At 71.7% G+C, this 22,620-nt stretch carries 15 protein-coding genes; all 15 read left to right on the top strand.

The features are described 5' to 3' along the window. Window positions 1-350: 350 nt before the first annotated feature. The 15 genes from AB0K36_RS11465 (at window position 351) to AB0K36_RS11395 (ending at window position 22,616) form a co-directional block, all read left to right on the top strand. Window positions 351-2,051 carry a carbohydrate-binding module family 20 domain-containing protein gene (locus AB0K36_RS11465; protein ID WP_364591621.1) on the top strand — a complete coding sequence of 567 codons (1,701 nt, stop codon included), beginning with the start codon at window positions 351-353 and terminating at the stop codon, window positions 2,049-2,051. 87 nt (window positions 2,052-2,138) lie between these two features. Further along, window positions 2,139-7,526 (top strand): pullulanase-type alpha-1,6-glucosidase, encoded by a 5,388-nt coding sequence (pulA, locus tag AB0K36_RS11460; RefSeq protein ID WP_364591618.1) that lies wholly within the window; start codon window positions 2,139-2,141, stop codon window positions 7,524-7,526. Between the two features lie 129 nt (window positions 7,527-7,655). Further along, window positions 7,656-8,054, top strand: a complete 399-nt coding sequence (locus AB0K36_RS11455) for a cell division protein SepF (RefSeq protein ID WP_005310628.1) — start codon at window positions 7,656-7,658, stop codon at window positions 8,052-8,054. 56 nt (window positions 8,055-8,110) lie between these two features. After that, window positions 8,111-9,319, top strand: coding sequence for an AAA family ATPase (locus AB0K36_RS11450; RefSeq protein WP_435877838.1), 1,209 nt, complete (start codon window positions 8,111-8,113; stop codon window positions 9,317-9,319). Further along, window positions 9,316-9,648: a nucleotide pyrophosphohydrolase gene (locus AB0K36_RS11445; protein ID WP_189471773.1), complete on the top strand. Its 333-nt coding sequence runs from the start codon at window positions 9,316-9,318 to the stop codon at window positions 9,646-9,648. Before AB0K36_RS11450 ends, AB0K36_RS11445 begins: the two co-directional genes overlap by 4 nt. 190 nt (window positions 9,649-9,838) lie before the next feature. Beyond that, a complete protein-coding gene (locus AB0K36_RS11440; RefSeq protein WP_159685562.1) occupies window positions 9,839-10,324 on the top strand; it encodes a DUF6099 family protein in 486 nt (161 codons plus the stop codon). Window positions 10,325-10,382: 58 nt separating this feature from the next. Beyond that, a complete protein-coding gene (locus AB0K36_RS11435; RefSeq protein ID WP_364591613.1) occupies window positions 10,383-11,306 on the top strand; it encodes an LLM class F420-dependent oxidoreductase in 924 nt (307 codons plus the stop codon). Between the two features lie 14 nt (window positions 11,307-11,320). Then, window positions 11,321-12,223 carry a homocysteine S-methyltransferase gene (gene mmuM / locus AB0K36_RS11430; protein ID WP_364591610.1) on the top strand — a complete coding sequence of 301 codons (903 nt, stop codon included), beginning with the start codon at window positions 11,321-11,323 and terminating at the stop codon, window positions 12,221-12,223. Between the two features lie 97 nt (window positions 12,224-12,320). Continuing rightward, window positions 12,321-13,781 carry a 3' terminal RNA ribose 2'-O-methyltransferase Hen1 gene (locus tag AB0K36_RS11425; protein ID WP_364591608.1) on the top strand — a complete coding sequence of 487 codons (1,461 nt, stop codon included), beginning with the start codon at window positions 12,321-12,323 and terminating at the stop codon, window positions 13,779-13,781. Next, on the top strand, window positions 13,778-16,339 hold the full coding sequence (locus tag AB0K36_RS11420; protein ID WP_364591606.1) for a polynucleotide kinase-phosphatase: 2,562 nt from the start codon (window positions 13,778-13,780) through the stop codon (window positions 16,337-16,339). Before AB0K36_RS11425 ends, AB0K36_RS11420 begins: the two co-directional genes overlap by 4 nt. Window positions 16,340-16,697: 358 nt before the next feature. Beyond that, window positions 16,698-17,426, top strand: a complete 729-nt coding sequence (locus AB0K36_RS11415) for a Crp/Fnr family transcriptional regulator (RefSeq protein WP_307708838.1) — start codon at window positions 16,698-16,700, stop codon at window positions 17,424-17,426. 69 nt (window positions 17,427-17,495) lie between these two features. Further along, complete coding sequence (locus AB0K36_RS11410; protein ID WP_364591604.1) at window positions 17,496-18,461, top strand: nucleotidyl cyclase domain-containing protein; 966 nt, start codon at window positions 17,496-17,498, stop codon at window positions 18,459-18,461. Then, complete coding sequence (locus AB0K36_RS11405) at window positions 18,458-20,776, top strand: hypothetical protein (RefSeq protein WP_364591602.1); 2,319 nt, start codon at window positions 18,458-18,460, stop codon at window positions 20,774-20,776. Before AB0K36_RS11410 ends, AB0K36_RS11405 begins: the two co-directional genes overlap by 4 nt. Then, window positions 20,773-21,984 (top strand): hypothetical protein, encoded by a 1,212-nt coding sequence (locus AB0K36_RS11400; RefSeq protein ID WP_364591599.1) that lies wholly within the window; start codon window positions 20,773-20,775, stop codon window positions 21,982-21,984. Before AB0K36_RS11405 ends, AB0K36_RS11400 begins: the two co-directional genes overlap by 4 nt. Next, window positions 21,981-22,616, top strand: a complete 636-nt coding sequence (locus tag AB0K36_RS11395; RefSeq protein ID WP_364591596.1) for a Pycsar system effector family protein — start codon at window positions 21,981-21,983, stop codon at window positions 22,614-22,616. The genes AB0K36_RS11400 and AB0K36_RS11395 overlap by 4 nt, the downstream gene beginning before the upstream one ends. Window positions 22,617-22,620: the final 4 nt, after the last annotated feature.

The following is a 22,620-nucleotide window of genomic DNA, read 5'->3' as shown; positions in this document are numbered from 1 at the left end:
CCCCCGGCCTGGGCAAGGCCGGTGGAAGGCACCCGCTGGGGTGACCGCCGACAGCCCTTGCCCGGACTCGCCACGGCCCGACTCAAGGGCCGGACCGGAGTCATGGTTGAACGTAACACCGTTGCAATGGCTTGCGAAAGAGTTTGCGGCCAGGAAACAGCGGGTTTTCAAGCATGTCACCGGAGTATGCCCGAAGGGTTGACCGGCGGCCGGGCGGGCCCTACGGTCTCGTCCGCAACGAGTTTCAGACTTCTTGCAGCAAGAAATCCCCAAGGCCTTGCGGGCACGGCGCGTTGCCGCACGAGGCTGACCCCTCGCATCCGCACCTTCTGTGAGCCCCAGGAGGAATCATGGCCAACAGAACCGTGGCCGCGGCACTCGCCGTTGTGGCAGGAGCCGCCGTCGCCGTCACGGCCCCCAGCACCGCCCAGGCCGCCCCACCCGGCGACAAGGACGTCACCGCGGTGATGTTCGAGTGGAAGTTCGACGCCGTCGCCCGCGCCTGTACCGACTCCCTCGGCCCCGCCGGCTACGGATTCGTGCAGGTGTCGCCGCCCCAGGAGCACATCCAGGGCAGCCAGTGGTGGACCTCTTACCAGCCCGTCAGCTACCGCATCGCCGGACGTCTCGGTGACCGGGCCGCCTTCCAGAGCATGGTGAACACCTGCCACGCGGCCGGCGTCAAGGTCGTGGCCGACTCCGTCATCAACCACATGTCCGCCGGTTCCGGCACCGGGACCGGCGGATCCGCGTACACGAAGTACAACTACCCGGGCCTGTACTCCTCGCCCGACATGGACAACTGCACCTCGCAGATCACCAACTACCAGGACCGCGGGAACGTGCAGAACTGCGAGCTCGTCGGGCTGGCGGACCTGGACACCGGCGAGGAGTACGTCCGCGGCAGGATCGCCGGATACCTCAACGACCTGCTGTCGCTCGGCGTCGACGGCTTCCGCATCGACGCCTCCAAGCACATGCCGGCCGACGACCTGGCCGCCATCAAGGGCAAGCTCACGAACCCGGGCATCTACTGGAAGCACGAGGCCATCCACGGCGCGGGCGAGGCCGTCTCCCCGAGCGAGTACCTCGGCAGCGGCGACGTCCAGGAGTTCCGCTACGGACGCGGCCTCAAGCAGGTCTTCACCAGCGGGAGCCTCGCCCACCTGAAGAACTTCGGCGAGGGCTGGGGCTTCATGGAGTCCGGGAAGTCCGCCGTCTTCGTCGCCAACCACGACACGGAGCGCGGCGGCGACACCCTCACCTACAAGGACGGGGCCAACTACACACTGGCCCATGTCTTCATGCTCGCCTGGCCGTACGGTTCGCCCGACGTCCACTCCGGTTACGAGTTCACCGATCACGACGCCGGCCCGCCGAACGGCGGAGCGGTGAGCAGCTGCTACAGCGACGGATGGAAGTGCCAGCACTCCTGGCGCGAGATCTCCTCGATGGTCGGCTTCCGCAACACCGCCCGCGGCCAGGGCGTCACGAACTGGTGGGACAACGGCGCCGACCAGATCGCCTTCGGGCGGGGCGACAAGGCGTACGTGGCCATCAACCAGGAGGGCGCCGCGCTCACCCGCACCTTCCAGACCTCCCTGCCGTCCGGCACCTACTGCGACGTGCAGAGCGGCAAGGGCGTCGCCGTCAACGGCTCCGGCCAGTTCACGGCCACCCTCGGCGCGGGCACCGCCCTCGCACTGCACGCCGGCGCGCGGGACTGCGGCGGCGGCTCGACCGATCCCGGACCGGTGAGCGCGGGCGCGTCCTTCGCCGTCAACGCCACCACGGTCGTCGGCCAGAACATCTACGTCACCGGCAACCAGCCGGCGCTCGGCAACTGGAACCCCGCCGGCGCGGTCAAGCTCGACCCGTCGGCCTACCCCGTCTGGAAGGCGGACGTGAACCTCGCCGCCGGCACGTCCTTCGAGTACAAGTACATCCGCAAGGACGGAGCAGGCAACGTCACCTGGGAGAGCGGCGCCAACCGCACCGCCACCGTCCCGTCCTCCGGCAAGGTCACGCTGAACGACACCTGGCGCAACTGACGCCTTCCCCGTGCTGCCCCGCGTCCCTCCCCGGGCGCGGGGCACCGCACTCGTACCACAACCACCCTCATCCAGGAGAGACCCGCCTTGATACGCCCCCGTGTCCCGCTGCGCCACATCGTGGCCGCCGCCGCGGCGACGGCGACGGTCGCGGCGCTCGTGACCGCCCTTCCGGCGGCCGCGGCGCCCGAACCGCCGAAGCCGCCGTCGGACAGATCGCTCGCCGCAGAGCCCGCCCGCCACGACCTCACCCGCGAGCAGTTCTACTTCGTCCTGCCCGACCGCTTCGCGAACGGCGACCGGAACAACGACCGCGGCGGACTGACCGGTTCGCGCCTCACCACCGGCTACGACCCCACCGACAAGGGCTTCTACCAGGGCGGCGACCTCAAGGGGCTCACCGAGAAGCTGGACTACATCAAGGGTCTCGGCACCACCGCCATCTGGATGGCGCCCATCTTCAAGAACCAGCCCGTGCAGGGCGAGGGGAAGGACGCGGGCGCCGGCTACCACGGTTACTGGATCACCGACTTCACCCAGGTCGACCCGCACTTCGGCACCAACGCCGACCTGGAGAAGCTGATCGACAAGGCCCACGCCAAGGGCATGAAGGTCTTCTTCGACGTCATCACCAACCACACCGCCGACGTCGTGGACTACAAGGAGAAGTCGTACGGCTACCTCTCCAAGGGCGCCTTCCCCTATCTGACCGAGGACGGCGTGCCGTTCGACGACAGCGACCACGCCGACGGCACCAGGCGCTTCCCGCGCACCGACGAGGACTCCTTCCCGCGCACCCCCGTCGTGCCGGACGCCAAGAAGAACCTCAAGGTCCCCTCCTGGCTCAACGACCCGGAGATGTACCACAACCGCGGTGACTCGACCTTCGCCGGCGAGTCCTCCGAGCACGGCGACTTCGTCGGCCTGGACGACCTGTGGACCGAACGTCCCGAGGTCGTCGAGGGCATGGAGAAGATCTACCAGCGCTGGGTCCGCGACTTCGACATCGACGGCTTCCGCATCGACACGGTCAAGCACGTCAACACCGAGTTCTGGACACAGTGGGCGACCTCGCTGGACGAGTACGCCGCGAAGCGCGGCCGTGACGACTTCTTCATGTTCGGCGAGGTCTACTCCGCGGACCCGGCCATCACCTCGAAGTACGTCACCCAGGGCCGTCTCGACGCCACGCTCGACTTCCCGTTCCAGGACGCGGCCCGCGCCTTCGCCTCGCAGGGCGGGCCCGCCGAGAAGCTGGCGAACCTCTTCGGGCAGGACTACCGCTACACCACGGACAAGGCCAACGCCTACGAGTCGGTGCCCTTCCTCGGCAACCACGACATGGGCCGCTTCGGCACCTTCCTGGCGCAGGACAACAAGGACGCCGACGACGCGGAGCTGCTGAAGCGCTACCGGCTCGCCAACGAGCTGATGTTCCTCAGCCGCGGCAACCCCGTCGTCTACTACGGCGACGAGCAGGGATTCACCGGGGCCGGCGGCGACAAGGACGCGCGTCAGACGCTGTTCGCCTCGAAGACCGCCGACTTCCTGGACGACGACCAGATCGGCACCGGCCGTACCCACGCCGAGGACGCGTACGACACCTCGCACCCGCTCTACCGGCAGATCGCCGCGCTCGCGAAGCTCACCAAGGCGCACCCCGCGCTGCGTGACGGCATCCAGCAGCAGCGGTACGCGCAGGACTCGGTGTACGCCTTCTCCCGCACCGACGCCCGGGCGGCGACCGAGTACGTCGTGGCGGTCAACAACGCCACGGAGGCGAAGACCGTCCAGGTGCCGACCGGTTCGGCCGCCATGGACTTCACCGCGATCCACGGCGCCGACGGCACCGTCCGCAGCGGGGCCGACCAGAAGATCGAGGTGACCGTCCCGGCGCTCTCCTCCGTCGTCCTCGAGGCGGGCGGACCGCTCGCCGCACCCGCCGCCGTGCCGTCGATCACGCTCGAGGCACCCGCGGCCGGCGCCACCGGAACCGTCGAGATCTCCGCGGACGTCGACGGCGGGCAGCTGAACCGAGTCGTGTTCGCCGCCCAGGCCGGCAACGGCAAGTGGCAGGTCCTCGGCTCCGCCGACCACGCCCCCTACAAGGTCACCCAGCACATCACGGCCCCGGCCGGAACGGCCCTGCGCTACAAGGCCGTCGTCGTCGACAGCGCGGGCCGTACCGCGAGTGCCACGGCCTCCACCACCAGCGGCGCCCCGGCCGTCGAGCAGCCGCCGAGCGCCACCCAGCGCGACTACGCGATCGTCCACTACAAGCGCGCCGACGGCGACTACGACGACTGGGGCCTGTACACCTGGGGCGACATCGCCGAGGGCGAAGGCACCACCTGGCCCGCGGGCAAGCCGTTCACCGGCCGTGACGCCTATGGCGCCTTCGCCTACGTCAAGCTCAAGCCCGGTGCCTCCTCCGTCGGCTTCATCGCCGTGAACAAGGACGGCGTGAAGGACACCGACGCCGACCGCGTGATCGACCTGTCGAAGACGGGCGAGGTCTGGATCGAGCAGGGCAGGCCGGAGGTGCGGAACGCGGCGCCGGAAGGCGCCTACCCGCCGCAGGACACCACCAAGGCCGTCCTGCACTACAAGCGCGCCGACGGCGAATACGCGGGCTGGGGCCTGCACACCTGGACCGGGGCCGCGAACCCGACCGACTGGTCGAAGCCGCTGGAGCCGGTGCGGACCGACGCGTACGGCGCGGTCTACGAGGTGCCGCTCGCCGCCGGTGCCACGTCACTCAGCTACATCCTGCACAAGGGCGACGAGAAGGACCTGCCGTCCGACCAGTCGCTCGACCTCAAGGCGAACGGCCACGAGGCGTGGCTGCTCGCCGGCCAGGAGAAGTACCTGCTTCCGCAGCCCAAGGGCGGCGGAGCGGCACTGGACCTCACCAAGGCGCAGGCGGTCTGGATCGACGAGAACACGGTCGCCTGGAACGGCAGCGACGCCGCGGCCTCCAGCGCCCTGCTCTACTCGCGCGACGGTTCGATCGCGGTCAAGGACGGCACCCTCACCGGTGACCGCCGCGTGCTGCGCCTCGCGAAGACCGAGCTCACCGACGCGCAGAAGGAGAAGTTCCCGCACCTGTCGAAGTACACCGCCCACACGGTCGACCCGCGCGACCGCGACCGTGTCCGGGAAGCGCTGAAGAGCCAGCTCGTGGCGGCCCAGTACGCCGCGAACGGAGCCGCGGTCACGGCCACCGGGGTGCAGATCGCGGGAGTGCTCGACGACCTGTACGCCGCCGGCGCCACCAAGGCCGATCTCGGTGCCACCTTCGACCGCCACGGCGTGCCGACGCTGCGGCTCTGGGCGCCCACCGCCCAGCACGTCTCCCTCGAACTCGAGGGGAAGACCGTCGCGATGCGCCGCGACGGGACCAGCGGCGTCTGGTCGGTCAAGGGCAGGAAGAGCTGGAAGGGGGACACGTACCGGTACAACGTGAAGGTCTGGGCCCCCACCGTCCAGAAGGTCGTCACCAACAAGGTCACCGACCCGTACTCGCTGGCGCTGACCGCGGACTCGGAGAAGAGCGTCGTCGTCGACCTGTCCGACAGGTCATTGGCGCCCAAGGGCTGGTCGGCGCTGAAGAAGCCCGCCGCCGTGCCCCTGAAGGACGCGCAGATCCAGGAGCTGCACATCCGCGACTTCTCGATCGCGGACGCCACCGCCGAGAACAAGGGCACCTACCTCGCCTTCGCCGACAAGGACAGCAAGGGCTCGAAGCACCTGCGCGAACTCGCCGGCGCCGGGACCTCGTACGTGCATCTGCTGCCCGCCTTCGACATCGGCACCATCCCCGAGAAGAAGTCGGACCAGCGGCAGCCCGAGTGCGACCTGAAGATCTACGCACCCGACTCGGACGAGCAGCAGGCGTGCGTCGCCGCGGCGGCCGCGAAGGACGCGTTCAACTGGGGCTACGACCCGCTGCACTACACCGTCCCCGAGGGCTCGTACGCCACCGATCCGGACGGTACGAAGCGCACGGTCGAGTTCCGGCAGATGGTCAAGGCGCTGAACGAGGACGGCCTGCGCACCGTCATGGACGTGGTCTACAACCACACCGTGGCCGCGGGACAGTCGGACAAGTCCGTACTGGACAAGATCGTGCCCGGCTACTACCAGCGGCTGCTGGCCGACGGCAGCGTCGCCACCTCCACCTGCTGCGCCAACACCGCGCCGGAGAACGCGATGATGGGCAAGCTCGTCGTCGACTCCATCGTCACCTGGGCGCGGAACTACAAGGTGGACGGCTTCCGCTTCGACCTGATGGGACACCACCCGAAGGAGAACATCCTGGCGGTGCGCGCCGCGCTCGACGAGCTGACGCTCGAGCGGGACGGCGTGGACGGCAAGAAGATCATCCTTTACGGGGAGGGCTGGAACTTCGGCGAGGTCGCCGACGACGCCCGGTTCGTCCAGGCCACGCAGAAGAACATGGCGGGCACCGGCATCGCCACCTTCTCCGACCGGGCGCGCGACGCCGTCCGCGGCGGCGGACCGTTCGACGAGGACCCGGGTGTGCAGGGCTTCGCCTCCGGTCTCTACACCGACCCCAACACGTCCAAGGCGAACGGCAGCGAGGCCGAGCAGAAGGCGCGGCTGCTGCACTACCAGGACCTGATCAAGGTCGGTCTGTCCGGCAACCTCGCGTCCTACTCCTTCACCGACACCAGCGGCCGCACCGTCAAGGGCTCCGAGGTCGACTACAACGGCGCCCCGGCCGGCTACGCCGCCGTGCCCGGTGACGCCCTGGCCTACTCCGACGCCCACGACAACGAGTCGCTGTACGACGCCCTGGCGTTCAAGCTCCCGGCCGGCACGTCACCGGCCGACCGGGCCCGGATGCAGGTGCTCGCGATGGCGACCTCGGCCCTGTCGCAGGGACCCTCGCTCTCGCAGGCGGGCTCGGACCTGCTGCGGTCCAAGTCGCTGGACCGCAACTCGTACGACAGCGGTGACTGGTTCAACGCCATCCACTGGGACTGCCGCGACGGCAACGGATTCGGCCGCGGACTGCCGCCGGAGGCCGACAACAAGCCCAAGTGGGGCTTCGCGAAGCCGCTGCTCACCGACCCGTCGCTGACCGTGGGCTGCGCCGAGATCAACGGCGCCTCCGCGGCCTACCGTGACCTGCTGAGGATCCGCACCGGGGAGCCGGCGTTCGGCCTGTCCACCGCCGGGCAGGTCCAGTCGGCGCTGTCCTTCCCGCTGTCGGGCAAGGAGGAGACCCCGGGCGTGATCACGATGCGGCTCGACGACCTGGTCGTGGTGTTCAACGCCGGTCCGCGGCAGCAGACCCAGCGGGTCGCGGCACTGGCTGGTGAGGACTACGCCCTCCACCCGGTCCAGCGCGCCGGCGCGGACGAGACCGTCAAGTCGGCCGCCTACGAGAAGGGTTCGGGCACCTTCACGGTCCCGGCACGCACGGTCGCCGTCTTCGAACGCGGCTGAGCCTGTGCCGCCGATCCCCTGGCCCGGAACCCCCGGGCCAGGGGATCGCTGTGTTCCCGGGCACGGCTTCCTGTTCCTCCACCCGTGTCGCTGTTGGGCCGAACGGGTGAGGGGGGTGAGGATGGACCCATGAGTAGGTACGAGAGGTACGACGTCACCGACGAGCAGTGGGAGGGCCTGGCCCAGGTGGTCCCGCTGCGCGGCCGCAACGAGTGGCCGTCGCGGGTCGACCACGTCACGGTCCCACGGGAGTACGAGGCCGCCGAGCACCGTCGTTTCATCGTCCTGCGCGTACAGGTCTTCGGTGACGCGCGCGAGGTCGCCGAGTACCTCGTCGCGGGGATGCCGGTGCTGCTGGACCTCACCGGGGCCGACACCGACGTCGCCAAGCGGATCCTCGACTTCAGCAGCGGTGTGGTGTTCGGACTCGGGTGCCAGATGCACCGGGTCGACCGGAACGTCTTCCTGCTCGCGCCCGTCGGCACCGAGGTCGAGGGGGCCACGGCCGCCGCCGTACCTCATTCGTAGGAAGGTCCCTCAGGCGGAACGGTTCGGCGTGTCCAGGGCTGCGTACCGTCCCGATCATGGACACGAAGACGCAGGTCATGGACGCGAGAGAGCCGGTCATGAGCCGCCCGCCGGGCGTGGATCCGGACACGTCGCCCGGCCGCGGGAGCAACGCCCGGCCCGCCGTCACACAGTTACGGCTCTCCGCCTTCAGATCGCACCGCGCCGCCGCCTTCCCGCTCGGCCCCATGACGCTCTTCGCGGGGCCGAGCGGCAGCGGCAAGTCGAACGCGCTCCAGGCGTACGAGGCGCTGGCGCTCCTGGGCGCCGGCCGCGACCTGGCCACCGCGTTCCCCGACCCGGCGGAGTGCGTCCCGGAGCGGGCCGTCGCCGACAGGCAGGGGCGGCGCGGTTTCCGTATCGGCTGCACGGTCGACGGCCCGGCCGGCCCGGTCCTGCTCGACCTGGCCGTGCAGACCGAGCCGAGCCTGCGGGTGGCGGGCGAACGGCTCACCGCCGGCGGCCGGACCCTGCTGACCACGGCACTGCGCGACCCCGCACGGTCCGTCGTGGAAGCGGCCTGGCACACCGCCGGCTCCGCGACCGTCACCCGTGGTCCGCTGCCCGACGACAGGCTCGGCACCGCGCTGCTGCCGCTGCGCGTCGCGGGGAGCACCGAGGCGCAGTTGCAGGTGCTCGCCGCGGCCGAACAGGTCGTGGTGGCACTGCGGTCGGTGTTCGCCTGCGACCCCCGGCCGGAGCGGATGCGTCAGCCCGTGCCGGCGGGGGCGGGGCGGCTCCGCCGCGGCTGCGACAACCTGGCGGAGGTACTGCACCGCACCCGCAGTGAATGCGCCAAGCGGCACGCGAGGCTCGCGTCGGCGGCGCGGACGGGGTGCGCGGGAGCGGTGGCCGACGTCGCGGTCGAGGAACTGGCGGGCGGGCGGGTACGTGCCCTGCTGGCGCGCGGCGGTGCGCTGGGCTCGACACCGGTGGGGCGGCTCGGTGAAGGGGAGCTCAGGTTTCTGGGGCTCGCCCTGGTACTGCTCACCGGGCCGGGCGTGCTCGCCATGGACCAGGTGGCGGAGGTGCCCGTGGCCTACCAGTCGCTCACGGTGCTCGCCGACGGCTTCGACCGCAGCCTCGACCCCGAACAGACCCGTCAACTGGTGGCGCTGGGGGCGGAGATGTGCGCGCGGGGGCACATCAGGCTGGTGGGGACCGTCACGGACGCATCGTGCGCGCGGGGGGTCGACGGCGTGACGGTGGTAGACCTGGTGCCGTGACGAGAGACGACGGGCTGGATGTCGAGGGGCTGCAGCGCAGACTGGCCGGGTTCGCGGCGGCGCGCGGCTGGGAGCCCTACCACACGCCGAAGAACCTGGCCGTGGCGCTGAGCGTCGAGGCGGCCGAACTGGTCGAGATCTTCCAGTGGTTGACGCCGGAGGAATCGGCGAGGGTGATGGAGGAGCCGGAGGGGGCGCACCGGGTGCGGGACGAGGTCGCGGACGTGCTGGCGTACCTGCTGCAGTTCTGCGAGGTGCTGGGGATCGACGCTCTTCAGGCTCTGTCGGAGAAGATCGACCGCAACGAGATCCGTTTCCCGCCGAAGTGAGAACCGGGGACGAACATCCGGGTACCACCGGGCACACAACGCTACTTCGTCACTCTCCGGAGTTGTCGAGTTATCCACAACGGCCTTGCTGTCCACAGATTTCCGAATTCCCCTGGCTTTCCGGCTCAACGGGCTTCACTCTGGGTAATGAACTCAGTGGGCAGAATTTCGTACGAACGGGGGTGCGTACATGGATGCGGAACGGCTCGTCAGGATGTGCCGTCATGCGCTGGCCCAGAGCCGCGCGGTGCCGGAGATCGTCGCGGAGGCCTGGCAGGCCCAGGCGCTCGCGCAGGCGATCGGCGCACGGCTGGCGCTCGTCGGCCCGCCGGAACTGCGCGGCGAGGCCAGAGGGCTGAGCGAGATCGGCGGTCGCGGATGCGGCGTGCTGGACCATCCGATGGTGCGCAGCGGCACCGTCCGGGCCACGGGACTGACCGAAGTGGCTGATCCGGAGGCCACGTTACTCGGTCTGAACGTGCTGCTCGGTGACGTCGGCATCGCACTCGTCGGCGTCGCCTGCGCCACGGACGACGAGGGGCTCTACTGGCAGTGCATCGAGACGATAGACGCCGCCGACGAGTCGAGCGACCGGGTGCGCGGCATGCTGCGCCGGCTCGCCGAACGCGAACCGGACCGGCCTCCCGAAACCGTCCGCGGCCGCGCCGGGCCCTGACGGCCACCGGGAGCCTTCGGCCGCGACGGGCCGGGAGTCCAGGGTGCAGGATGGAGCCATGGATCTTCGAATCTTCACCGAGCCCCAGCAAGGCGCGAGCTACGACACCCTGCTGGCCGTCGCCAAAGCCACCGAGGACCTCGGCTTCGACGCCTTCTTCCGCTCCGACCACTACCTGAGCATGGGCTCCTCCGACGGACTGCCCGGACCGACGGACGCCTGGATCACCCTGGCCGGACTGGCCCGTGAGACCAAGCGCATCCGCCTCGGCACCCTGATGACGGCCGGCACCTTCCGACTGCCCGGTGTGCTGGCGATCCAGGTCGCCCAGGTCGACCAGATGTCGGGCGGCCGGGTCGAACTGGGCCTCGGCGCCGGCTGGTTCGAGGACGAGCACAAGGCGTACGGCATCCCCTTCCCGAAGGAGAAGTTCGCCAGGCTCGAGGAGCAGCTCGCGATCGTCACCGGACTGTGGGCCACGGAGGTGGGCAAGACCTTCTCCTACGACGGCACGCACTACCAGCTGTCCGACTCGCCCGCGCTGCCCAAGCCCGCCCAGCAGAAGATTCCCGTGCTGATCGGCGGCCACGGAGCGACCCGCACGCCCCGCCTCGCCGCCCAGTACGCGGACGAGTTCAACCTGCCCTTCGCGTCGATCGAGGACACCGAGCGGCAGTTCGGCCGGGTCCGCGCAGCCGCGGAGAAGGCCGGCCGGGCCCCCGGCGACCTCGTCTACTCCAACGCGCTGGTGGTCTGCGTCGGCAAGGACGACGCGGAGGTGGCCCGTCGCGCGGCGGCGATCGGCCGCGAGGTGGACGAGCTGAAGGCGAACGGACTGGCGGGCTCGCCCGCGGAGGTCGTCGACAAGATCGGGCGCTATGCCGCCACCGGCTCGTCCCGTCTCTACCTCCAGATGCTCGACCTCGACGATCTCGACCACCTGGAACTGATCTCGTCGCAGGTCAGCTCGCAGCTGAGCTGACCGAAGGGAACACCGTGAAACCCGCCCGTACGCTCGCCGCCGCCCTCGAGGAAGGCCCCGTCGTCCTGGACGGCGGTCTGTCCAACCAGCTCCAGGCACAGGGCTGCGACCTGACCGGCAGCCTCTGGTCGGCGCGGCTGCTCGCCGACGACCCGGAGCAGATCGAGGCCGCGCACACGGCGTACGTACGGGCGGGAGCCCAGGTGCTGATCACCTCCAGCTACCAGGCCACGTTCGAGGGGTTCGCCCGGCGGGGACTCGGCCGGGAGCAGGCGGCCGGACTGCTGGGCCGCAGCGTCGGCCTGGCCAGGTCCGCGGCGGACGCCGCCGGCCATGAGGTGTGGGTCGCCGCGTCCGTCGGACCGTACGGCGCCATGCTCGCGGACGGCAGCGAGTACCGCGGCCGGTACGGGCTCGGCGTGCGCGAGCTGGAGCGGTTCCACCGGCCGCGGATCGAGGCGCTCGCCGCCGCCGGCCCGGACGTGCTCGCCCTGGAGACCGTGCCCGACACGGACGAGGCGCGTGCGCTGCTCGACGCCGCCGAAGGGTGCGGCGTGCCGGTGTGGCTGTCGTACACGGTCGCGGACGGCCGCACGCGCGCCGGCCAGCCGCTCGCCGAGGCCTTCGCGCTCGCCGCAGGCCGTGACCAGGTCATCGCCGTGGGCGTCAACTGCTGCGACCCGCGCGAGACCACGGACGCGGCCGCGCTCGCCTCGGAGGTCACCGGCAAGCCGGCCGTCGTGTACCCGAACAGCGGCGAACGGTGGGACGCCGTCTCCTGGTCCTGGCAGGGCGGTTCGGGGTACGACCCGGGCAGGGTGCGGGAATGGCGCGAGGCCGGGGCACGCCTGGCCGGAGGCTGCTGCCGGGTCGGACCCCGCGAGATCGCGGAGCTCGCGCGGCTGCTGCGCCCCTGAGAGAGCGGCGGACACGCCCGGTGGCGTGCCGGACACGGGCCGTCCCCCTGACGAAAACCCCTGGTCGGGGCCGCCGATGCGGACGATACTCAAACGCGTGTTCCTGACGATCAGTACCACCGGCACCGTTGAACGCCCCGCGACCGACCTGGGATATCTGCTGCACAAGCATCCCGACAAGGCGCAGGCGTTCTCCACCTCGCACGGCACGGCGCACGTCTTCTACCCCGAGGCGTCCGCCGAGCGGTGCACGGCCGCACTGCTCCTGGAGGTGGATCCGGTGGCGCTGGTGCGGCGCGGCAAGGGCAAGGGCCGCGGCGGCGCACCCGACTCGGCACTCGCCCAGTACGTCAACGACCGCCCCTACGCGGCGTCGTCGCTGCTGGCCGTCGCCCTGACCACCGTGTTCAAGAGCGCCGTGCGCGGCGTCTGCGCCGCATTGCCCGGACGGGCGGAGGCCCCGATGCCGCTGCGTGTCGAGGTGCCCGCCCTGCCGGCCCGCGGCGGCGCCGAGCTGGTCCGCAAGCTCTTCGGGCCGCTCGGCTGGAGCACGGTCGAGGCCGAACCGGTCGCGCTCGACGAGCGGTTCCCCGAGTGGGGCGACTCCCGCTACGTGCAGCTGGTGCTCGAAGGGGAGCTGCGGCTCGCCGACGCGTTGCGCCAGCTCTATGTGCTGCTGCCGGTCCTCGACGACGCCAAGCACTACTGGGTCGCGCCCGACGAGGTCGACAAGCTGCTGCGCGCGGGTGAGGGCTGGCTCGCCGATCACCCCGAACAGAAGCTGATCACCAGCCGCTACCTGTCGCGCCGCTGGGGACTGACCCGTCAGGCCATGGAGCGTCTCGAACTGGTGCGGCTGGCCGAGGCCGACGACCTCGCCGTCGAGGACGTCGACAACGCGGTCGACGAGACCACCGACACGGAGGAGCGCCCCGTACCGCTCGCCGAGCAGCGCAGGGCCGCCGTCCTGGCGGCGCTGCACGCCGCCGGCGCGAGCAGGGTGCTCGACCTCGGCTGCGGCCAGGGCCAGTTGGTGCAGGCCCTGCTGAAGGACACGCGGTTCACCGAGATCGTCGGCGTCGACGTGTCGGTGCGGGCGCTGACCGTCGCCGGCCGACGCCTCAAGCTGGACCGCATGGGCGAGCGGCAGGCGTCCCGCGTCAAGCTGATGCAGGGCTCGCTCACCTACACCGACAAGCGGCTGACGGGATACGACGCCGCCGTGCTCAGCGAGGTCATCGAGCACCTCGACCTGCCGCGGCTGCCGGCCCTGGAGTACGCGGTGTTCGGCTCCGCCCGGCCGCGGACGGTGCTGGTGACCACACCGAACGTCGAGTACAACGTCCGCTGGGAGAGCCTGCCCGCCGGGCATGTGCGCCACGGCGACCACCGCTTCGAGTGGACCCGGCAGGAGTTCCGCGACTGGGCCGAGGGCGTGGCGGAGCGCCACGGCTACGGCGTACGGCTCGTGCCCGTCGGGCCCGACGACCCCGAAGTGGGCCCGCCCACGCAGATGGCGGTGTTCGAGATGACCGAGAAGGAGGCGAAGGCCGCATGACCAGCACGACACTCTCCGAAGGCACGACCACGCCCGGCCGCCGGCTCCCGGTGACCGACCTGTCGCTCGTCGTCCTCGTCGGGGCCACCGGCTCCGGCAAGTCGACCTTCGCGCGCCGGCACTTCAAGCCCACCGAGGTCATCTCCTCCGACTTCTGCCGGGGACTCGTCGCCGACGACGAGAACGACCAGAGCGCCAGCGGCGACGCGTTCGACGTCCTGCACTACATCGTGGGCAAGCGGCTCTCGGCCGGCCGGCTCACCGTCGTCGACGCGACGAGCGTCCAGGCGGAGAGCCGCCGGCAGCTGGTGCAGCTGGCCAGGCAGCACGACGTCCTGCCGATCGCGATCGTGCTCGACATGCCCGAGGACGTGTGCGCGGAGCGCAACGCCGGCCGGCCCGACCGGGCCGGCATGCCCCGCCATGTCATCGCCCGCCACCGCCGTGAGCTGCGCCGTTCGCTGCGCGGCCTGGAGCGCGAGGGCTTCCGCAAGGTGCACGTCCTGCGCAGCGTGGAGGAGGTGGAGAGCGCCGAGATCGTCCTCGAACGCCGCTACAACGACCTCCGCCACCTCACCGGCCCGTTCGACATCATCGGCGACATCCACGGTTGCAGCTCCGAGCTGGAGACCCTGCTCGGCAAGCTCGGCTACGTGGACGGCGCACACCCCGAGGGCCGTACCGCCGTCTTCGTGGGTGACCTCGTCGACCGCGGTCCCGACAGCCCCGGCGTGCTGCGGCGGGTGATGGCGATGGTCGCCGCCGGCAACGCCCTGTGTGTGCCCGGCAACCACGAGAACAAGCTCGGCCGCTGGCTGAAGGGCCGCAACGTCCAGCACACCCACGGCCTCGCGGAGACCATCGAGCAGCTGGGCAAGGAGGACGACGCGTTCCGCGAGCAGGTGAGGGAGTTCATCGACGGCCTCGTCAGCCACTACGTGCTCGACGAGGGCAGGCTCGTCGTCTGCCACGCGGGCCTGCCCGAGAAGTACCACGGCCGCACGTCGGGGCGGGTGCGTTCGCACGCCCTGTACGGCGACACCACGGGGGAGACGGACGAGTTCGGACTGCCCGTCCGCTACCCGTGGGCGGAGGACTACCGGGGCCGCGCCGCCGTGGTCTACGGCCACACACCGGTCCCCAGCACCTCATGGATCAACAACACGATCTGTCTCGACACCGGCGCCGTCTTCGGCGGCAGGATGACCGCACTGCGCTGGCCCGAACGCGAACTGGTCGACGTCCCGGCCGAGAAGGTCTGGTACGAGCCGGTCAGGCCGCTCGTCACGGAGGCGCCGGGCGGGCGTGAGGGCCGGCCGCTGGACCTCGCCGACGTGCAGGGCAGGCGGGTGGTCGAGACCCGGCACATGGCGCGCATCGGTGTGCGCGAGGAGAACGCGGCGGCGGCGCTCGAGGTGATGAGCCGCTTCGCCGTCGACCCGCGGCTTCTCACGTATCTGCCGCCCACGATGGCCCCGACGGCAACCTCCAGGGAGGACGGCTACCTGGAGCACCCGGTGGAGGCGTTCGCCCAGTACCGGTCCGACGGCATCGCCAGGGTCGTGTGCGAGGAGAAGCACATGGGCTCTCGGGCGGTGGCCCTGGTCTGCCGTGACGCGGACGCGGCGCGTGAACGGTTCGGCGTCGAAGGTCCCACCGGAGCGCTGCACACCCGCACCGGGCGGCCGTTCTTCGACGACCCGGCGGTCACGGAGGAGATCCTCGGACGCCTGCGCACGGCCGTCACCGAGGCCGGGCTGTGGGACGAACTCGACACCCGCTGGCTGCTGCTGGACGCGGAGCTGATGCCCTGGTCGCTCAAGGCGTCCGGGCTGCTGCGCTCGCAGTACGCCGCGGTCGGCGCCGCCTCCGGGGCCGTGCTGCCGAAAGCGACCGCCGCCCTGGAGGCCGCCGCCGCACGCGGTGCCGCCGTGGAGGGGCTGCTGGACCGGCAGCGCGAGCGCACCGCCGACGCGGCCGCGTTCACCGAGGCGTACCGGCGCTACTGCTGGAGCACCGACGGACTGGAGGGGGTGCGTCTCGCGCCCTTCCAGATCCTCGCGGCCGAGGGCCGCTCGCTCGCCGCGGTCCCGCACGACGAACAACTGGCCTGGCTGGACAAGCTGGTGGAGCACGATGCCACCGGTCTGCTCCAGGTCACCAGGCGGCTGATCGTCGACACGGGCGACGAGGCGTCGGTGCGCTCCGGTGTCGACTGGTGGCTGGAGATGACCGGGCGGGGCGGCGAGGGCATGGTCGTCAAGCCGCTCCAGGCGCTCGCGCGGGACGGGAAGGGACGTCTCGTGCAGCCGGGCATCAAGGTCCGCGGCCGTGAGTACCTGCGGATCATCTACGGTCCCGAGTACACCCGGCCGGGCAACCTGGAGCGATTGAGGGAGAGGTTCCTGAACCACAAGCGCTCTCTCGCCCTGCGTGAGTACGCCCTGGGCCTCGAGGCGCTGGACCGGCTGGGCGAGGGGGAGCCGCTGTGGCGGGTCCACGAAGCCGTGTTCGCCGTGCTGGCTCTGGAGTCGGAACCGGTGGACCCGCGGCTGTGAGCCGCTGCTCCCTCGGCCCGGCGGCGAGCGCGGCCGATCCGGCCGCGACGGCTGTGTGACGGACTCGGGCGCCCGGCGGGCGCCCGAGTCCGTTCGTACCTGGGGGGCTCGTTCACGAGGTACGGCTGAGGATCATGCGCCCGCACGTTGATGAGTGCGCCCCCTCGTGCCCCCGAGCTCCATCGAGGTCATATTGACCGACCAATGACCGGCCCATAGCGTCATTGCCCCGACGCAGTGTGACGGTTGGTCAACTCTGTGGCACCGAGTGCCTTGTGAGCCCACTGCGCGGGAAGGAACGCCGGCGAAGGACGTGGTCCCCCGAAGGGCCAGCACATCCGCTGCGGGGGGCGAGTCGATGAGTCTGTTCGGAGGGGGCCGTTCGTTCCTCGACGCCCTCACCCCACAGGACCGTGCCACGCTCACCGCACTCGGAGCGCCGCGCGTCTACGCGTCCGGTGACGTCATGATCGAGGAGCGTGACACCAGCACCTTCGTGCTCCTGGTGCTCTCCGGCTGGGCCGTGGTCTCCGTGGGCACCGACCGCGGCGGCCGTCTCATCCTCGCCCTGCGCGGGGCCGGCGAGGTCGTCGGCGACCTCGCGGCCGTGGACCGTGGCCCGCGCAGCGCCACGGTGACGGCGCTCGGCCAGGTGCGCACCGTGGCCGTCTCCGGCGAGCGATTCCGCAGCTTCCTCGCCGCCAGGCCGCAGGCCACGGCGCTGATCATGCGTCAGCTCACCGCCCGGCTGCGGAGCTCGGACGTGGAGCGCCGCTCGCTGGCGTCCGGCTCCGTGCTCCAGCGCCTCGCCGCCCGCCTGGTCGAACTCGGCGGACGGGTCGGCCGCACCGACGGCGACGGCACCGTCATCGACCTGCCCCTGCCGCAGCACGACCTGGCGGCGGCGATAGGGGCCACCAGGGAAGCGGTCGCCAAGGTGCTGCGGCTGCTGCGGGAGCAAGGCGTGGTCCGCACCGCCCACCGGCGGCTGATCGTCACCGACATGGACCTGCTGCGGCTCCTCGCACAGGGCCGCGAGCAACCGCCGCAGCGCGGACCGGCGAAGAAAAGCCCGCCACTTGTGTAAACGGCTACATCGCCCGTCGCACGACGCACCGAGTCTTGTTCCCGAGACGACAGCACCCAGGGGGTCCGAGTGAGCAGTGCAGCAGCCGTGAACAGACTGGTGGTCTTCGGGGACGCCTGCGGCTCGGGGCGCTTGGGCCTCGACGCGAAAAGGCGCATGCGGGCCGCCATGTACGGGGCCTTCGCCGAGGCGTACGCCTCCGTGGGCGTCGAGGTGGACCGTGTCCACCAGGAGGACCGCGGAGACGGGATCCTCGCCGCGCTCGACCCCGGCGTACCGCCGACGCTGATGGTCGGCACCTGGCTCGACACGCTGTTCCAGAGCCTGCGCGAGCACAACGCGGGCAGCGCCGACCGCCTGCGGCTGCGGATCGGGATGAACGCCGGCCCGGTGCTCGACGACGGCAGGGGGCTGGTGGGGCGTGCCGTGGACGTGGCGGCACGGCTCTGTGACAGCCCGGTCGCCAGGCGGACGATGGAACGCGCCCCCGGCAGCGATCTGCTGGTGGTCGTCTCCGACTGGCTCTACGCCAACGTGGTGGCGGAGGGCGGCCGTTACGTCGAGCCGGAGACGTACCGCAGTGCGCGGGTCCGGATCAAGGAGACCGACGAGACCGCCTGGTTCCACATCCCCCGGTTACCCGCGCCCCCGCTGCCCGACGACCGGCCCGCGTCAGGGCCCGGCACCGTGCACCGGAGTACGGGCGGCGCGGACGGACCGGGGACCGAGACGGGCGGTGGGCCGGTACAGGGGGACGGCCCACCGCCTCCGGACCCGCCGCAGCCGCGCACCACAGGCACGAAGGGCCCCGCAGGCCCCGCCGGCACGGCAGACCGGGCAAGGACGGCAGGCCCCGCCGGCACGCCGGACGCGGCGAGGGGAGCAGGCGGCACGGACACCGCCGGCACGACCGTCACCCACATCAACGCCCAGGGCGACGTGGCGGCGTTCGAGAACAACGTGTTCCACGGTCAGGTGACCGGCATCCGCAAGAGCCGCGGCCCGGCCGCCCCCGACGGGGACGGTGCCGCATGAGCAGCGACCACGAAGAGGCCCCGCCGCCCGACGCCCCGGCGGACGAGCAGAAGCCGGCCCCCGCGCCCGACCGGAAGCCCGCGGAACCGGACGCGGAAGCCGCCGCGCAGGACGCCGCGGAACCGGCTCCTGAACCGCCCAACCCCTTCGCCACGGCGGGCCGCAGCCCCATGGGATCCGCCGGCGGCACCGGCGGTTCCGGCACCGCCCACGCGGCACGCCGGACCTTCGCACCGCGGCAGGCGGAGCGGTTCGTCACCTTCGGCGACGACGGCCAGTACTTCCACGGCAACTACTTCATCAACCAGTTCGGCGCCGGCCCCGGCCCGGCCATGCTCGACGGACCCGTGCCCGCGGAGGAACTGCGCCGGCTCGCCGGGGTCTACTGCGAGACCCCCGGATACGGCCGGATGCGGACGAGGCTGCGCGAATGCGGGCTGCTGGTCCTGTGCGGGGAACGGGGGAGCGGCCGCACGGCCACGGCCCTCGCCCTGCTCTCCGAGCTCACCGACAACCAGGTCACCCGGCTGGACCCCAGTGAGGCCGTGCACCGGATCTCCGGCGACATGCTCAAGGAGGAGCACGGGCACCTTCTGGAACTCCCGTCCGACGAGCTGCAGCGGGAGGGCGGCCGGAGCACCCGCGGCGACGGCCGGGACGAGGGACGTCACCCCGGCCGGCTCACGGAACTGCACCTGGACCGCTTCAGCAGGCAGCTGCTGACCGCCAAGGCGTTCGGTGTCGTCCTCGTGGAGAGCGGGGACCTGGCCGACCGGCTGCTGCGCGGCCGTTACGGGATGCAGCTCCGCCCGCCGGGGACCGAGGACGTCCTCCACCGCCACCTGCGCATCCAGCTGCTCGGTGAACCGCCGGAGGCCCTCGACGCCTGCCGCCAACTGGCGCGCCGCGAGGACCTGAAGGGCGCTCTCGGCCTCGACGAACTGCGTCCCAAGGAGGCCGCCGGTCTCGCTGAGCTGCTCGCCCGCCACTGGCGCGGCGAACTGGGCGACGACGAACTCCTCGACGGCTGCACCACCTTCGTACGGGCACAGGCCCGTGCGTGGTTCGCCGGCGCGGACCGTCCCGGCACCCTCCCCGAGGCGGGTCCCGCGCTGGGCGCCGCGGCTTTCCGCATCGCCGTCGCCGTGTTCAACGGATCGCCCTACGGCCTGGCCGCCGAGGCCGCCGAGCAGCTCGCCTGGGAGATGTCCGTCACCCTGGACCCCGAACAGCCCGTCGGGCGGCGGCTGTTCGGCACCCACGCCGACGACCGCCCCGCGCTGGCCCGGGCTGTCGTGGAGGACGCGGAGTTCGACCTCGGTGACGCCCAGATCCCGGTACGCGCCATCCGCTTCCAGGGCGAGGCCCTCGCGACCGCCGTCCTGCGCGAGGTGTGGAACGGCTACCACAACGCGCGCGGTCCGGTGGTGCGCTGGCTGCGCACCCTGTGCGACGACCCGCGGCCCCAGGTGTGGGTGCGGGCCTCCGTCGCCGCCGGAGTCCTCTGCTCCTGGGACTGGGTCCACGGGGCGGGCGAACTGATCGGCCCGATGGCCGCGGTGGACAGCCCCGTCCAGCAGATGTCGGCCGCGACCGCCCTCGCGGAGGCGTCCAGGGACGCGTCCGTACGGCCCGCGGTCGGCGCGCTGCTGAAGGAGTGGGCCACGTCCGAGGACGAGGCGCTGGTGACGACGGCGCTGCTGGCCCACGGGTACGGCATGGCCGCCGGTTCCGTCCGCGCCTCCCTCGACGCGCTGGCGAAGGCGGTCCGGGCCGGCGACGTGACGACGCTGTCCAACGCGGCGTTCAGCGTCACCCGGCTGCTGGCCGGCGCGGAACCGGCGACGGTCGTCTCCCGTCTCGGCGCGTGGCTGCGCGGCGGACAGCGGGAACTCGCCGACCTGGTGCTGCTGAGCGTGCTGGGCACGCTGACCACGCGCACCACGTATCTGTGGGGACTCGACGAGACCGAGGCGCTGGAGGAGCACGCCCGCCGGCCGCTGCTCGTGGCCCTGCTCGCCACCCACGAACCCCTGGTCGGCAAGCTCGCCGACCTGGTGAGCCTCACCCTCGGCACCGCCCGCTCCGGCGAGGTGGCGCTCGAAGCACTCGGGCGGGTCCTGCGCCAGTGCGCGGACGACCCCGCACAACTGGAGGTGGTCCGCGGCTTCCTCCCGTTGATCACCGTGGAGCGCAGGGACCGCGACCGGGTGCGGCACCTGCTGGCCCGGCTGGTCCGGGACGAGGACGACCCCTTGGACAAGAACGCCGCCCGCCTGCTGTGGGAAGCGGCGGCGGAAGGAGCTGAGCGATGACCCCGTCAGGCGCCGGAGAACCGCCCGCGCAGCAGCCGTTCCGGCCCGACGAGCGTGCAGGCGCCGACGAGCGGGACGGTGCCGCCGAGCCGCGCAAGGGGCCGCTGCTGCGGGAGTGCGTCCTGCCGTACACGCGGCGCAGCGGCCAGGTTGCGGCCGTGTACCTGTACCCCAACGGCGGCCACAGCGTGCTGTGGCCGAGCCGCAGGGAGGACCACGACAAGCCCTGGTTCGGAGGGCCCCGTGCCGTCTTCGAGGTCATCCTCGGACGCCATGTCACCGCCTTCGACCTCGCCCTCCCCGCAGCCGGCGACGCCCAGTCGTTCAAGACGCGCGCCGAGGTGCAGTGGGAGGTGGACGACCCGCGGCTGGTGGTCGAGAAGGCCGTCTGGGACGTACGCGAGATGCTGCACGGCGACCTGCTGTACGGGCTGCGCCAGGTGTCCCGCCGGTTCCGGCTGACGGAGGCGCAGCGCGCGGAGGAGGCCGTCCAGGCCGAACTGCGGGCCGGCCGGATGGACCTGGGCGCCGATCTCGGCCTGCGTACCCGGGTGCATGTCTTCATCGACCTCAGCGACCAGGTCAGGGACCGGGTCGCCGAGCGCGACGACGTCGCCTTCGAGATGGAGAAGGACCGTGCGCAGGCCGAGGCGGACCGGCGGAAGGACCGGTACGAGCGCGAACGCGTCGCGGAGCGCGCCGCCCAGCTGGAGGAGGTCCTGCGGCGCGGCGAGGAGGCCGAGATCACCCATCTGATGGCGAGCAACCCCGACAAGGTGTGGGAGATCCGCCAGGCGATCCGGCAGGAGAAACGGGAGGGCCAGGCCGACTATCTGCACCTGTTCAACCGGCTGCTCGACGCGGGAATGCTGGAGCGGCACGACGTGGGCGAGCAGATGTACGAGGTGCTCCGGTATCTGAGGGACAACAGCAGCAGGGTGACCGGCAGGGTCACCGACCGGGTGCTCACGTCCCCCGAGGGGGGCCGGCCCGCGCTGTCCTCCCGGCGGGAGGAGACCCCGGAGCCGAGGCGGCCGTTCTGGGACGAGGAGCCGGAGGACGCCGCCGGCCCGGCCCCCGACGAGGGGCACGTCTACGAGCCCACCCGGGTGCAGTCGTCCGCGGAGCGGGATCGCGACGGGCGGCCGGCGACCGGATCGGGCGGCCCCCCGCCGAGCGCGGACTTCGACGACTGGGGGGACGAGTGAACGGCGGCGCACCCCCGGGCCGGGGGGCCGGCGCGGGTGCCGGTGCCTCTCCGGGGCCCGCCCCCGGTGCGGGTCCCGCACCCGTACCCGGCGCGGGTCCCGCACCCGTACCCGCAACCGGCACCGTCGGCCCCACCCGCGGCAGCGCCTCCGCCGGTGCCGACCCCGGCGGCGACGTACGGTTCGTCGCCGAGCGGCTGCTCAACTCCGTACGCGAGGACATCGGCCGGGCCGACGCCAAGGCGGCGATCCTGCTCTCCGGAGCGGTCGCCGCACTGGCCGTAGCCTTCTCGCGCAACGAACTCCCGCTGCCGGCGTCCCGCGCGGCGGCAGCCACCGTGACCGCCGGGCTGCTGCTCTACGCGGCGGGCGTGCTGATGCTCGTCGGCGTGATACTGCCGCGCACGCGGACCGGCGCGGACACCACCTTTCTTCGCGATCTCGCGGTCGGCACGCCGACCGATGAACTGCTCGTCCGGCTCTCGGAGTCGGGCGAGGACGTCGTGCGCTGGCTGGTCGGCCAGGCACGGGTGCACGGGGCGGTCCTGGCCGCCAAATACCGGTGGTTGCGCATGGGGGTCTGCACGCTGACCTTCGGCGCGCTGCTGGTCCTCTTCGGCGAGCTGTGGTGAGAGA

The sequence above is a fragment of the Streptomyces kurssanovii genome, assembly GCF_040677245.1.
In the GTDB taxonomy this organism is placed as follows: domain Bacteria; phylum Actinomycetota; class Actinomycetes; order Streptomycetales; family Streptomycetaceae; genus Streptomyces; species Streptomyces kurssanovii.
This window is presented reverse-complemented; position numbering and strand designations above follow the sequence as displayed.